Here is a 13,952-nt window from a genome sequence, read left to right as displayed (position 1 = left end):
CGCCAATCCCCAATGGTATCAAATTATTCGGCGCAGATGCGGTGTTCTGAGTTTAAGCAATGTGCCCGATGGAAAAAGGCGGGAAAGAAAGTCATTGCGAGGCCGGTTAAAATGCGTCACTTTTGCAGTCAGCAAAGCAATTATGAAAAAAATATTACTCGGCCTCGCGCTTTTCGCAGCAGCGATGACGCTGGTATTTTGCCCATCGGCCAAAGCGGCCGGGGGCGGCGACCGCATTCTCCAGAGTGAATTGAAACAACAGCAAATCCGTTCGACCACGCAGCGCGTGAATGACCAACTGGCGGCGATTGTGGGGGAATTTGAGCGCAACGGTATCGGAGGCGAGGACGTGGGGGTGCTCAAATCCATTCAGTCGGTGCTGGGACACCTGAGTGAGAAGGAGATGGCCAAGATTGTGGACATGCTACAGGAAGCACGTAGTGCCACGGATCCCAATGCCGCCCGGCGTCGCTTGTTGGATGCGGATTCCGGCCAGAAAAACATCATCGTCAAGCTGAAGCAACTGATGGATGAGTATAAGCGGCAGCAGGCGTTATTCGATCTCTCCATGCGCTTTGCTCAATTGGCTGAACGCCAAAACCTCAATATGAAAGAGGCCATTTGGCTGGAATCCCTGGTGCGCGGCAAAACCGTGGATCGTTATGAGGAAGCCCAGCAAATTCCCTGGCGCCAGCAGGTCATTAATCAAGAGGCGATTCGCGATGAGGTTAAACTGGCTCTGGCACGTTTGGATGACTTAATTAAGCAGGCGGACAGCGCCAGCATGGATCGCGCCAAAGCCGCCAAACACCTGGCCACCAATGGCCGGCTGGAACCGTATCTGGAAGCCACGCTGACCGATCTGAACGGCGGACGCATCCTCAGTGCTGCTGGCATGGAAAAACGCGGGCGCGATTTGTTGCGCGAAATCTCCCAGCAATTGGCCCCGCCCAAGGATGTGGTGGATGCCTTGAAACGCGCCCTCCGCGAATTGGAACAAGCCATCATCGAACAAACGGCGATCATCAAGATGACCGAGCAACTGGGTAAAAAACTCCAGGAATCGGCGGAACTGGCGGAACGTCAACTCAGCCTGAGCGACCGCACCGATACCATCCGGGACGGAGTCTTGAACAGCGCTCCGAGCGCCGCCGCAACGCTGAAGGAAGCCGTCGGCAAGATGCAGGATGCCCATGCGGTATTGACCCACAAGGAAGCCCAATGGCGGGGTAGTGAGGCTAAACGGGAGGAAAAAGCTGCGCTGGACCGTCTGGAATCAGCCCGCGCGCAATTGAAACAACAATTAACCAAGGCGGAAGAGGACGCGAAAAAAGAACAGGATGCGCTCGCCTGGGTGCAGGATCTGCTCAAGCAGGTGCGTGCTTTGATTGTGGACCAGACCAAGCTGAAAGAAGAATCGGCGGCGGTGGAAGCCGATAAACGGCTGCTGGAAAAATTGTGCGGCGAAAAACAGGGAACGCTCAAAGAGCGAACCCAATTGGTTCAAGCCGAATCGGCGGAGGTCTCGGAACGCGCTTCCAGTGAACTGGGCGAAGCTGGCAACCAGATGGCCAAAGCCGAGAAAAGCCTGCGCAAACAGGTGAATTCGCCGGAGGCGCAGAAGGCCGCGTTGGATGCCCTGGCCCGGGCGGAACAGGAATTACAGAAGGAATTACAGAAGTTGCAGAAATCCGAACAGGAGCTGACCAAGGATGATGATTCCCTGAAGCGGTTGCTGGAAATCATCAAGCAACAACAGGCCCTGCAACTCACCACCGCCAAACTGGGTGCCCGCACGAATTTGATTCAGCAGGAAACCGCGCCGCTGGCCGAGACCCAGGCCAAGCTCTCGGCGAACACCTCTGAGTTGCAGCAAATCGTCGCCACCAACGTGGCTACTGCGGCCAAACTCATTGCCGACGCGGTGGTCAATATGAATGATTCCAGAGCCAAGCTGACGCAAACCGACGTCAAAGGATCCGAGCCGGAGCAATCCCAAGCGCTGGCCAACCTGTTTTTGGCCAAGGCGATCCTTGAAGCTCGCCTGAACGAATTGAAGAATGATTTGAAGCGCCCCGAGGATAACGCGCAGAAACTGGCGGAAGCGGCATCCAAGATTGAAAAGGCCCAGGAAGAAATTAACAAGGCCATGAACCAGATGGCCCAACAAAACCAGAAAGACCAATTGCAAAAACAGCAGCAGGAAATCGCGGATAACCTGGCCAAACACCAACAGGACTCGCCCAAGGATGCCACCAAGGAAGCTCAAAAGGCAGCGCAACAGGCGGCGGATCAACTGGCCAAGAACGATGTGAAGGCAGCCGTGGATTCCATGCAAAAGGCGCAGGATGCCATGGCCAAGGCCGACCAGCAACAGAAGCCTCAAGATCAGCAGAATGCCGAGCAAAAGAAAGACAACGCCCAGCAGCCAGCCCAAGATGCGAAGGCGGATGCCAAGCCATCCATGGAACAATTGGCCAAGCAACAGGATGACTTGAAACAACAGGCCCAGCAGTTGGCCCAGCAACAAGCCAATCAGCCCACGCCGGATCAAGCGATGCAGCAAGCCGCGAAGAACCTGGAAAATGCCGCGCAAGCCGCCAACGATGCCGCCACCACGCAAAACCTGCCGCCCTCCGCCCAGAACGCGTTGCAACAAGCCCAAAATGATCTCGCCAAAGCCACGGGCGAGGCGGCAGCGAAGAACGCGCCGAAAGCCCAGGAAAAAGCCGAGCAAGCGCAGGCCGCGCTCAGCCAGGCTTCCGCTGCCTTGGCCATGGCGCAAGCGGGCAATCAGCAGATGGCGCAAAATGACCCGAAGGGGCAGGAGCAACAGCAGCAGAACCAAGCGGGCAAACCGGATGCCAAAGACAAACAACCGGGACAGCAGCAGCCAGGTCAGCAGGATCAACAAGCACAACAACCGGGACAAGCCCAGGCGCAAAACCAGCCCGGCACTCCGCCTGAAAAAGCCAAAGGCGATCAAGGGAACTTTGACGGCAAAGGCGGGGACCAAGGTGAAAAACGCAAGGTTTCCGGCAGTAGTGGATTTCTGGGTTTACCGGCTCGGGATCGGGCGGCCATCATGCAATCCCAGTCCGAAAAATATCCCCAGGAGTACGGTCCGATGGTGGAACAGTATTTAAAGAATCTTTCCGATGAATCGAGCCGACGCTAAAACAACCAGTTCAATGATGAATGGTCTTGCAATGCCTTGGAGCTGTCCGGTGATTATCGGTAATTGTGCGGATCGAATTCCGAATGCCGAAAAGAGTACTCGTGCAATGTCAGGTTCGGGTTTCGGATTTCGGATTTCGGATTTCGGATTTAAACACATTCTTGCCTGCCTCGCCTTGGCGGTAACGCTATGCCTGCCGCATTCGCTTCTTGCTGCCGACAACGGCACCAAGGAAAAATCCGCCGCGAGTGGACGCGATACGGTCATCGTGGACAAGGAAACCGAGGAAACGATTCATGGCGCGTTGAAATGGCTGGTGTCCAAACAATCTCCGAACGGTTCTTGGGGGACTTCCGGCGAGGAATCCAGCCGGCGGGTGGCCATGACGGGTTATACACTGATGGCGTTCCTGGCGGCGGGCCAATTGCCGGGCGAAGGCGAGTTCGGCAAATCGGTTGCCCTAGGCATGAACTACCTTCTCGACCAAGTGCAGCCTGATGGCATCATCGGCAAGCGCGAGGATGGCCAGTACATGTATGGGCATGGGATCGCCACGATTGCGCTGGCGGAGCTTTACGGCCAGACCCGTTCCGGGGCCATCAAGACCAAGCTCGAACGGATGATCCGGGTGATCATTTCCTCGCAAAACACCGAAGGTGGTTGGCGCTATCGGCCCGTTGCCAAGGATGCCGACGTTTCGGTAACCGTCCTGTCCGTGGTGGCGGTACGCGCCGCCAAGAATGCCGGGCTGGAAGTGCCGCAGCGCACCATTGATGACGCCGTCAAGTATGTGAAGCGCTGTTTCGACAAACGTTCCGGCGGATTCTGTTATCAGCCCAATGGTTCGCCCGGTTTTGCACGCACGGCGGCGGCGATTTATTCGCTCCAAGTGTGCGGGTTATACGACGATCCCCTGGTTAAATCCGGCTCGGAATACCTGCTCAATGCTATGACCAAAAAGAACGAGCATAAGGAATATTTTACGTACGGGCATTTCTACGCGGCTCCAGCGCAATACATGATTGGTGGTGAGACCTGGGAAAAATGGTACAACGGGATCAAAGCGATATTGCTGGAAGCGGCCGCCAAGGATGGTGACAAAACCTATTGGGACCCCAAACAGGATCGCGGTCGCGAGGTGGGTCCCACGTATTGCACCGCTGTGTACACCATGATCCTGGCCATGCCGTATCATTACCTGCCGCTGTACCAACGGTAGGCGGCGGTGTTTTCCGTTTTCTTTTCCCCAGCTTTCGGCTAATGTTTGCGCATGGATTTGTTCAACCTGGCCGCAGTCGCGCCGTTCATCACTAAAGATGGTTCGGAAATCCGTGAATTGCTGGCCCATCGAAACTCGGGCATTCGCAACCAGAGCCTGGCCGAGGCCCGGGTGCCGGTGGGTGGCAGCACGATGGAGCATTATCATGCCCGCACCGAGGAAATTTATTACATCACCGCAGGCACTGGGCGCATGCGTATCGAATTGGAGGAACGAACCGTTGTGGCGGGCGACGCAATTGCGATTCCCCCGGGCCGGAAACACAAACTTTGGAACATCGGCAAAGTTACACTATGCTTGCTCTGTTGTTGCGCGCCGGCGTATGAACACAGCGACACTGTGATCACCGAAACCTGAATCGAATATTTTTGTCCATGAAACCGAAACTCGTGAGATTATTTGTCAAACCGTACTGCCCTTGGTGCCATGAGGCCCTGGCGTGGTTGAACCAACGCGGCATTCTGTATCAATCCTTGGATGTCTCCCAAGACCTGGCTGCGCGCCAGGAAATGTTCAAGTTGACTCAGCAAACGCTCGCACCGGTCATCGAGGTGGATGGCCACATACTGGCGGATTTTGATTGCGGCCAGTTGGAACTATTCTGGAAAGAGCACGGTTACGCGCTTTGAGTGGCACCCTGCGTCGTGTGTGGTGAAAGCAATGAAGCAATACTATTTATCAGCATGGAAGCCATGACGGAAACCTCGCTCGCCACGCCCGGACGGCAACGCCTGCCTGAATGGTTGCGCTTGAAACTGCCGCAGACGCCCGCTTTCGCGGAAACGCGGACACTTCTCCAAGGTCAGCGACTGCACACGGTCTGCGAAAGCGCCAAATGCCCGAATAATTGGGAGTGCTGGAGCAAAGGCACTGCGACCTTTATGATTGGCGGCGACCGTTGCACACGTGCCTGCGGCTTTTGTGCCATCAGCACCGCCAAACCACTGCCGCTTGATCCGGCGGAACCCTTTCGCGTGGCGGAAGCCGCGCACCGCATGGGACTGCGCCACGTCGTCATTACAGCCGTGGCGCGTGATGACCTTGCAGATGGTGGTGCCGCACATTTTCGCCAGACCATTGAAGCGGTGCGGCATTTGAATCCCGGCATCATTGTGGAAGTGCTGGTGCCGGATTTTCACGAAGAAGACGACGCCATTGAAACGGTGCTGGCGGCGCGCCCGGAAATCTACAATCACAACCTTGAAACGGTGCGGCGGTTGACTCCCAGCGTGCGGCATCGCGCCACGTACGACCGTTCCTTGAGCGTGTTGCGTAAAGTGAGGGCCAAGTGCGGATCGGGCATCTACACCAAATCCGGCTTAATGCTCGGCTTGGGCGAAACCCCGGAAGAAGTGCTGGCAGCCATGGCTGACCTGCGCCAGGTGGGCTGCGATATCTTGACGCTGGGGCAATACCTGCAACCGACGCGCGAGCACCTGACGGTATGCGAGTACATTCGCCCGGAACAATTCGTCTTGTACGCCCGCCAAGCGCAGGCAATGGGCTTCACTCATACCGCCAGTGGTCCGCTCGTCCGCAGCTCTTATCATGCGGAAGAGTTCAAGGGTAACCAAGCAACGGCGACTTAAGGACCAACCGCGCCCCAAAGCTGGTTCATCTCCTCAGCGTTGCGCGCCCTCGTCAGTTGACAATGCCGTGGTTGACGTTTTTTGGCAAAAGTCGTCGTTGCCTTTCTTCGTGGCCTTATTTAGCGCTTGGTTTATTCATGGGCGATTCCGCTGCATTTTCGACTTTATTTGGTAGTTTGGGCAGGCTAAGATGGGCTCACTTGATTCGAGGTATGCAGGATAATAGCGCTGCCGTATATAAAATTTGGGCCGTGGACAACGTTGTTTACGGGCCGGTTGAATTGCCTATGCTGGTGGATTGGATTCGCGAAGAGCGGATTACCGCTGACACTTGGATTTACTGTGAAGAAGGCGATGTCTGGCGCAAAGCCGCCAAAGTGCCTGAACTCGCCATGTTTTTCCGTTCCAAGGGCGGTGGTGCCGGTACGGCCCATGCCGCCGATCCCGAAACGACCGGAGTGCGCACGCTGCACGGCATCAAGCCCGGGGCGCTCCGGCGCGTCAAGGTCTTTGCTGAAATGTCCGATGATCAGCTTGCTCTGTTCATGAACTACATGGACGTCCAGCACGTCCGGCAATGGACGGAGATCGTGAAACAGGGCGATCATGGCGAGGCCATGTTTCTTATCCTCGATGGCGAACTGCGCGTGCGCCTCATGATCTCCGGCAAGGAAACCATCCTGACCACCCTTGCGGCAGGTGAGTTTTTTGGGGAAATTTCCATCTTCGATTCCGGTCCGCGCTCGGCGGATGTCGTGTCGAATAAAGATAGCGTGCTTCTGAAAGTGACCGCCGAATCCTTTGAAAAGCTGCTCAAGGAAGCCCCGGCGTTGGCGGCGCCTTTGTTGTTCGCCATCGGCAAGACCCTGACCTCCCGCATCCGTGCGGATAACAAGCGTTATAAGGATTCGGTGACGTTTGCGCGCACGGCGACCGGCAATGCCGCGCCGGCACCACGTTAACGCGCGAAATGGCGTTTGGTGGCGCGCAGAACGGCGTATGAACGAAACCCAACATTCGTCAGCTAACCAGAGCGGGGCAGGGTGGGGGGCCGTTGGCCGTCGCATTGGTCAGTGGCTGCTGGCGCTGATGCTTCTGCCGATCAGCCTGCTGGGTGCTTCAGCTCCGGCGGATGAAGAGGCGCTGAAAAAGCTCTTGGAATTGCCCCAACTGCAGTTCACCGTGGGATTTAACATCCATTCCCGGAAAGGCATTCAATTACTGCAAAGCCCACCGGATCTGGCGGTGGAAATAGCCGCTGTGACTGCCCGATTGAAGGATGATTCCAAGGATGCCTTGCTCCAGGAACGATTGGGTAACCTGTATGATGAACTGGAGGATGGCCTTCGTTCCAGTAACGCCACGGTGTGCGCTGTTGCACTGTGGCGTGAACGTTTGGAAAAACAGCCGGAAAACCCGGAGGTGCTTTGGCACCTGGGAGAGTGTCTCAGCCGTGTGGGGCAAGATACCGAAGCGGAGGTCCGCCTGCGCCAGGCGGTCCGTGCCGGTCCTAAAGATTGGCAAGCATGGTCGGCCTTCGCCCGTTTTTTAAGCGAGCGGGCGATGAGCACGTTGATCAAACATTTGCCAAAGGGGTTGGCGTTTGAACGCGCCTTATACCAGCTACCATCGTTCAAACCAACCGCCGACCAAATCGAACAGACGCAGTCCCTGCTTAAGGAATCCGAGGCCGGGCTGGGTAAAACTGTGGCGCTTGCGCCGGCGGAGCCGCAGGCGTACTTGAGCCGCACCAAGGGACGCGGACTCAACGATATGACACGTGTCGTGCTGCGCGTGGCAAATGGCGAAAAGTTTGATCCCATGATGTGGAGCAGCGCGCTGGTCTCCGAGGGGAATTTGGAAGATCTGCGGCGCGCCGCCGAATTAAGCCCCAGCGATCCCAAAATCATCATCACCACGGCCATGGCGGCTTGCTTCCAAGCCAGCCTGCGGCGGGGTACCAATTCCATGCAGGAAACCTTTCAGCGCGGGCTGGTCTTGGCCACGTTGCCGGAGGGTGAGCAAAGCGCCCTGCGCGCGGACTTGTGCCGCTTGGAACAACTCAGTCAAAACCCCAATCCCACGAATGCAGCCCAGGCGGAGGAGGCGTTAGGGACGATCCAAATGGCTTTTTTTAAAGAGGGTGGAACCACCGTGGAAGGACACTTGCGGCGAGCGATTAGCCTGACGCCACAACGGGACGGGGCTTGGGATCCCTTGATGGCCTTTTTGGCTGAGCGTGAGCGTTACGCGGATCTGGTGGCGGCGGCGGAAGCGCGGGTGAAAGTCGCTGCCACAGTGCGCAATTACGTGGCCCTGGCCAAGTCGCTGCGTGCCTTGGGACGCAATGACCGCGCGCTGAATGCTTTCCAGATGGCGCGCAAACTGGATCCCAAATCCCGCATGGCCTGCCATGGTGAAGCGGTAATCCGGATTCTCCTGTCCAATAACCGTGAGGATTTGGTGCAAGCGATGGAGCCTTTTCGCATCCTCAGCGACATGATGAATGATCAAGTTCCGCCGTCGGAACGAATGGCGATCGCCATCAACTATTCTATTTATCAAGCGCTCATGGGCGAAACGGAAGAAGCACTTAAAAGGCTTCGGGATATCCGCAAGGCGGCCCCGGATAACGAGACCGCGCTGGCGGCGGAGAAAATGATCAAACAAATGCAAACGAACTAGGGCGCGATCCAGCGCCCGTGTCGCGCGCTTCGGGTGTTCCCATGGCCGCGGAATTACCCGAAAGAAAGTGAAGCGATTAAGTCGATTCCCTCAGCCGGATAATGACCTCCTCTCCCCGAGGGAGAGGAAAGAGGTGAGGGGGTACGAAGCCACACACCCTGCCCACCTCGTAGTATTCGTAACGCACCAACGCGCTTGATGCAGCCCTGGGATGGTTTTTGGATCGTATTTTTGGGTTGCGACTTTGATGGGGGCGTTGCATTGTAACGCCCACGAGCAATCATCCGTGAAACTGATTATACAGATACCGTGTTTGAATGAGGCGGAAACCCTGCCGCAGGTGCTGCGTGATTTACCCACGCGGATCGAGGGGGTTGACGTGATTGAACGGTTGGTGGTTGACGACGGCAGCACGGATGGCACCGCCGAGGTTGCGCGTTCCTTGGGCGTGGAGCATGTTCTGCGCATGGGCACCACGCAAGGGTTGGCCAACGCCTTCCGGCGCGGGGTGGATCACGCGTTGCGGCACGGCGCGGATATTGTGGTGAATACCGACGGCGATAATCAATACTGCGGCGCCGACATCCCCAAACTCCTCCAACCCATTCTGGAACGCAAGGCGGATCTGGTGGTGGGCTGCCGACCCATTGTGGATCATCCGGAATTTGGCTTTGCCAAGAAGTTGCTTCAATTGCTTGGCAGTAGGACGTTGCAGATGATTTCCAAGACGGATGTGCGGGACGCCGCCTCGGGGTTCCGCGCCTTTTCCCGAGAAACCTGCAAGCGACTGCACGTCTATTCCGCGTTTTCCTATTGCATGGAGACCTTGGTGCAGGCTGGCAATATCGGGTTGCGCGTTGCCTCGGTGGACATCCGGGTCAACCCGTCCACGCGCCCTTCCCGGCTCTTCAAATCCATCCCGCAATATGTGCGTAAATCTGGCGGGACCATGTTGGCCATGTTCGTCTTGTACCGGCCGGGTCGCTTCTTCATGATGATTGCCACGGCGTTCATGATGGTGGCGCTCTTTCTCAGTCTCCGCTTTTTATGGTTGGTCTATTTGACTCCATATCCCGACCACACGCGCACGTATCTGCCTTCCATCATCGTCATGGCGGTCTGTGCGATTTCTTCTTTTCTGATGATGGCGTTGAGTGTGTTGGGGGAACTCATGAAAACCCAGCGGCGGCTGGGTGAGGAAAAACTTTATCTGCTGCGCAAGATGTATTACGAAAACCGCCCGCCAGACCATGAGCGCTAATCGTCCTTGCCGAGGAACGCCATGATCCTTTCCCCGCTGGCCCACAAGCTGTTCAAGTTTTTTGCTTACGGCGTTCCCGCCTTTGCGCTGGCGGTGCCGGTTAACTACGCGTTGGTCAAGTGGCTGGGACTGCGTGAGTCCGGCGCTTATGCCATCGTCTTGGTATTTCAGGTCACCGTCAATTTCATCCTCTGCCGCCGGTTTGTGTTTGACCCGCACAAGGACAAGCCGGTGCGCCGGCAGTTCTTGGAGTTTATGGCGTCCATCCTGGCGTTTCGCGTTGGCGATTGGATTCTGTACTGGTACTTGGTAGAAAAGGTCGGCTGGTATTTTCTGGCGGTCCAGGTCGGCAATGTCTTCGTCTTCGGCCTGCTCAAATTCCTCGTGTCCAAGAAAATCATGGAAGGGCGTTAGTCGCCTTTCCCATTCGTCCCGTGCGAAAATGCGTTGCCTGAAGGCGGGAAAACGGTTTATCTCTTTCCGGAACAAGTTATAAACTCAAGATGATTATGAAGTATCGCGCATTAGGAAATTCCGGCATTCAAGCCTCGGTGGTCGGCTTTGGCACTTGGGTCATGGGCGGTGGTGAGGTTTGGGGCACCGACGCCGATGACCGCGAATCCATCCGCACCCTCCAGATGGCGATGGATAACGGGGTGAACCTGATTGATACCGCGCCCGCCTACGGCTGGGGACGCAGCGAACAGGTGGTGGGGAAGGCCATCCAAGGCCGGCGCGACAAGGCCGTGATTGCCACCAAGTGCGGTTTGTGGTGGGAGGATGATCGCGGGTCATTCTTCGCGCCTTTTTATGGCAAGACGCTGCGCCGTAGCTTGCGTCCGGACACGTTGCAATTGGAGATCGAGCGCAGCCTGAAGAATCTCGGTACGGATCACATTGACCTGTACCAAATCCATTGGCCGTCGGTGCCGCCGGACTTTACCCCGGTGGCGGACACCATGGCCTGCCTGTTGAAACTGAAGCAGCAGGGAAAAATTCGTGCCATTGGCGTGTGTAATGTATCGTTGACCGAACTGAAGGAGTACCAGGTCTGCGGCGAAATCGCCAGTGACCAGCTTCGCTATAGTATGGTCTGGCGTGATGCGGAAAAAGATGTCCTGCCGTATTGCGCGCAGCACACAGTTGCCACCTTGACATACATGTCGTTGGAGCAGGGGCTGCTGACGGGCAAGGTGACGATGGCGACCAAATTTAATGAAACCGATTTCCGGAACAACGAGTTCTGGAATCCCTGGTACACGCCGGTGAACCGCCAGCGCCTTCTCGTTTTGCTGGCTGGTTGGAGTGATCTCCTGAAGAAATATCAATGTACGCTGGCGCAGTTGGTGGTGGCCTGGACGGCGGCCCAACCGGGCATCACGCACGTGCTCTGCGGCATGCGCAATGAGAAGCAACTCAAGGATAACGTGCAAGCGGGTGGTTTGTTGTTGGACGTTGCCGATGTGCAGCGCATTCGCAATGGTGTGGCGGCGTTGGGCGAGCCGAAGCGGTAGAGTCAACGCGCGCCGACCCAACCAGCGAATAACGTTTTACCGCATTTGAACACTGCTTCCGATCAGCCGGTCGCTCAGATCCAGCATTGGGGCGCGTTGCGGGCAGCGATGCTGGTTCAATTTGCGGTGGGCGGCGCGGTCATTCCGTTTGTCAGCATGCTGCTGCGGGATCGCGGCTTGGGGATTGCGCAGCTCTCGCTGATTATTTCCGCCTCTTCCGCCATGCTGCTGGTGGTTCCGTTCTTTTGGGGGATGCTGGCCGACCGTTATGTGCCGTTGAATCGCCTGTTCATCCTCCTGAATCTGGGCGTTTGTTTGGCGCTGGCGGTGTTGGCCACCCAAACGAGTTTCTGGGGGCTCCTGTTCGGATTTGTCGTGTACACCGCGTTTGTGAATCCCTGCTTTACGCTGGTCAACGCGCTGGGCTTTCATCATTTGCCCAATCCGCGCGAACAATTCGGCAAACTGCGCAAATGGGGGTCGGTGGGCTGGATCATTCCGTTTGCGCCGATTGCGCTCTGGCTGGTGTGGCAGCCCAAGGCCAACCTCAATTTTGTCCTGTATCTGGGCATGGGTATTTGCCTGGCCATGGTGGTGCTCGCGTTCTGGTTGCCACACACGCCGCCCGGCACGCAGCACGATGCGGATAACGTGGAGGAAGGCACGCTCGCTTACTGGCCCGCCGTCAAGAAGCTGTTTCACGATCGCGATTACGTGGTGTTGCTGGTCGCCACGGTGCTGATTGCAGGATCGTACAGCCTGCTGATGTTTTATTCACCACCGTTCCTCGAAGACCTCGGCGTTAAACGTTGTTGGATCGGCCCGATCCAGGCGATTGGCGTGGTGTTCGAAGTCATCCTCTTCATCTGGCAGGCGAAGTTTCTGCGGCGGCTCAGTTATACGGGGTTAATCCTTGCTGGCAGCTCGGCCTTATTGGTCCGCAACGCCATGTTCAGCGGGCTTTCCGATCCTTGGTTTTTATCGGTCAGTTTTCTGTTGGCGGGCGCGTTCATTGTGTTTTATCATACCGGCGTGAGCATGCTGGTCAACCACATGGCCGGACGCGAAGTGCGGGCTACCGCACAAACGCTGCTTTCGATTTGCAGCCAAGGCCTTGGGCCGATGCTTGCCAACTGGCTGGCGGGACGCCTGGCGGTCGCCTACGGTAATAGTTTTCGGGCTGTTTTTGTATTTGCCACACTGCTGGCCGGGTTGGCCACGTTGCTGATTGCCTTGAACCGGCAGCGATTAAACTTCGCTGCCGCCCGCGAAGCCACTTAATCCTCGCCACCCCATGAAAACTCAACTCAACTCCGTAAACGTATGCGCATTCTGATCGCCACTGTCACTGCCGGAGCCGGACACGTCCAGGCCGCTGCCGCCATGGAGGAAGCCTGGAAACGCGAGCGCCCGCGCGACACCGTCCAGCGGCTGGATGTGCTGGAATTCACCTCGCGTCTTTATCGCAAGGCCTACTCGCAAGGCTACGTCAAATTCGTGGAACGCGCACCGGAGTTGTACGGCATGATGTTCCGCAAGACGGATAATCCGGCCTGGCTGAACAAACTCACCCGCGCCCGCCGGTTACTTGCGCGCGCGCCTGCCGAGAAGTTTGTGAAGGTTGTCCGTGAATTTAACCCGGACATTGCGATTTGTACGCACTTCATGCCGCCCGAAATCTTCGGCAACTTGCGCAACCGCCCGCGCCGTCCATTGGCCACCAAGGTCGTTACCATCGTCACCGACTTTGAAGCCCACGCATTGTGGATGGAAAACAACGTGGACCTCTATTGTGTGGCCGCGGAAGAGACCAAAGCCCGCCTGGTTGCCCGTGGTTTGCCGGCGGATCACGTTTTGGTGACCGGCATTCCCATTGCCGCCAAGTTTGGCGCGCCCGTGGATGGCGCCGCCGTGCGCAAACAAATGGGCTTGCGCGACGATCTGCCAGTGTTGCTGGTGTTGAGCGGTGGTTTCGGCATGGGGCCGGTGGCGGAGATTCTGAATGAACTGAATCAGCTCGATAATCCCATCCAAGTACTGGTCGTCTGTGGACGCAACGAGGAATTGCGCCGCGAACTCGCCACTGGCGATTACCGGCACCCCACCCGCGTGCTGGGTTTCTGCGGCAACATGCAGGAACTCATGGCCATCTCCCAAATGGTGATTACCAAACCCGGCGGTTTGACCACCTCGGAATCTCTGGCGCTGGGCAAACCGTTGCTCATCCTTAACCCGATCCCCGGCCAGGAAGCCGCCAATAGCGATTTTCTCCTCGAACACGGCGCGGCGGTTAAAATCAACCGCGTCGAAGACCTGCCCTCCAAGCTCGCCCGCCTCCTCGGCACCCCCAAGCTGGTGGAACTCGCCCAAGCCGCCCAAGCGCTGGGGCGTCCCCACGCAGCGGCCGACATTGTCCGGGAAGTGGTTAAACGATTTGGCGGCTGAG

General features: G+C 57.1%; 12 protein-coding genes. All 12 read left to right on the top strand.

The genetic code is table 11. The annotated features are described in order from the left end of the window. Positions 1-142 precede the first annotated feature (142 nt). The 12 genes from WCO56_16785 to WCO56_16730 all read left to right on the top strand — a co-directional run bounded on the left by WCO56_16785 (position 143) and on the right by WCO56_16730 (position 13,951). Positions 143-3,178, top strand: coding sequence for a hypothetical protein (locus tag WCO56_16785; protein ID MEI7731233.1), 3,036 nt, complete (start codon positions 143-145; stop codon positions 3,176-3,178). A 106-nt stretch (positions 3,179-3,284) separates the two neighbouring features. Next, on the top strand, positions 3,285-4,397 hold the full coding sequence (locus WCO56_16780) for a prenyltransferase/squalene oxidase repeat-containing protein (GenBank protein ID MEI7731232.1): 1,113 nt from the start codon (positions 3,285-3,287) through the stop codon (positions 4,395-4,397). A 51-nt stretch (positions 4,398-4,448) separates the two neighbouring features. Next, entirely contained in the window at positions 4,449-4,814 is a 366-nt protein-coding gene (locus tag WCO56_16775; GenBank protein ID MEI7731231.1) for a cupin domain-containing protein, read from the top strand. 17 nt (positions 4,815-4,831) lie between these two features. After that, positions 4,832-5,086 (top strand): glutaredoxin domain-containing protein, encoded by a 255-nt coding sequence (locus tag WCO56_16770; GenBank protein MEI7731230.1) that lies wholly within the window; start codon positions 4,832-4,834, stop codon positions 5,084-5,086. Between the two features lie 54 nt (positions 5,087-5,140). Continuing rightward, the gene (gene lipA / locus WCO56_16765; protein MEI7731229.1) at positions 5,141-6,046 is read left to right on the top strand and encodes a lipoyl synthase; all 906 of its coding nucleotides are present in this window, start codon (positions 5,141-5,143) and stop codon (positions 6,044-6,046) included. A 251-nt stretch (positions 6,047-6,297) separates the two neighbouring features. After that, entirely contained in the window at positions 6,298-7,008 is a 711-nt protein-coding gene (locus tag WCO56_16760) for a cyclic nucleotide-binding domain-containing protein (GenBank protein MEI7731228.1), read from the top strand. Positions 7,009-7,045: 37 nt separating this feature from the next. Next, positions 7,046-8,731, top strand: a complete 1,686-nt coding sequence (locus tag WCO56_16755) for a tetratricopeptide repeat protein (protein MEI7731227.1) — start codon at positions 7,046-7,048, stop codon at positions 8,729-8,731. 286 nt (positions 8,732-9,017) lie between these two features. Then, positions 9,018-9,992 carry a glycosyltransferase family 2 protein gene (locus tag WCO56_16750; protein ID MEI7731226.1) on the top strand — a complete coding sequence of 325 codons (975 nt, stop codon included), beginning with the start codon at positions 9,018-9,020 and terminating at the stop codon, positions 9,990-9,992. A 21-nt stretch (positions 9,993-10,013) separates the two neighbouring features. After that, a complete protein-coding gene (locus WCO56_16745) occupies positions 10,014-10,406 on the top strand; it encodes a GtrA family protein (protein MEI7731225.1) in 393 nt (130 codons plus the stop codon). Positions 10,407-10,501: 95 nt separating this feature from the next. Then, complete coding sequence (locus WCO56_16740; GenBank protein MEI7731224.1) at positions 10,502-11,506, top strand: aldo/keto reductase; 1,005 nt, start codon at positions 10,502-10,504, stop codon at positions 11,504-11,506. A 45-nt stretch (positions 11,507-11,551) separates the two neighbouring features. After that, positions 11,552-12,787: an MFS transporter gene (locus tag WCO56_16735; GenBank protein MEI7731223.1), complete on the top strand. Its 1,236-nt coding sequence runs from the start codon at positions 11,552-11,554 to the stop codon at positions 12,785-12,787. 42 nt (positions 12,788-12,829) lie between these two features. Next, the gene (locus WCO56_16730; protein MEI7731222.1) at positions 12,830-13,951 is read left to right on the top strand and encodes a glycosyltransferase; all 1,122 of its coding nucleotides are present in this window, start codon (positions 12,830-12,832) and stop codon (positions 13,949-13,951) included. Position 13,952 lies beyond the last annotated feature (1 nt).

This window comes from Verrucomicrobiota bacterium (assembly GCA_037139415.1).
Taxonomy (GTDB): Bacteria; Verrucomicrobiota; Verrucomicrobiia; order Limisphaerales; family Fontisphaeraceae; genus JBAXGN01.
This window is presented reverse-complemented; position numbering and strand designations above follow the sequence as displayed.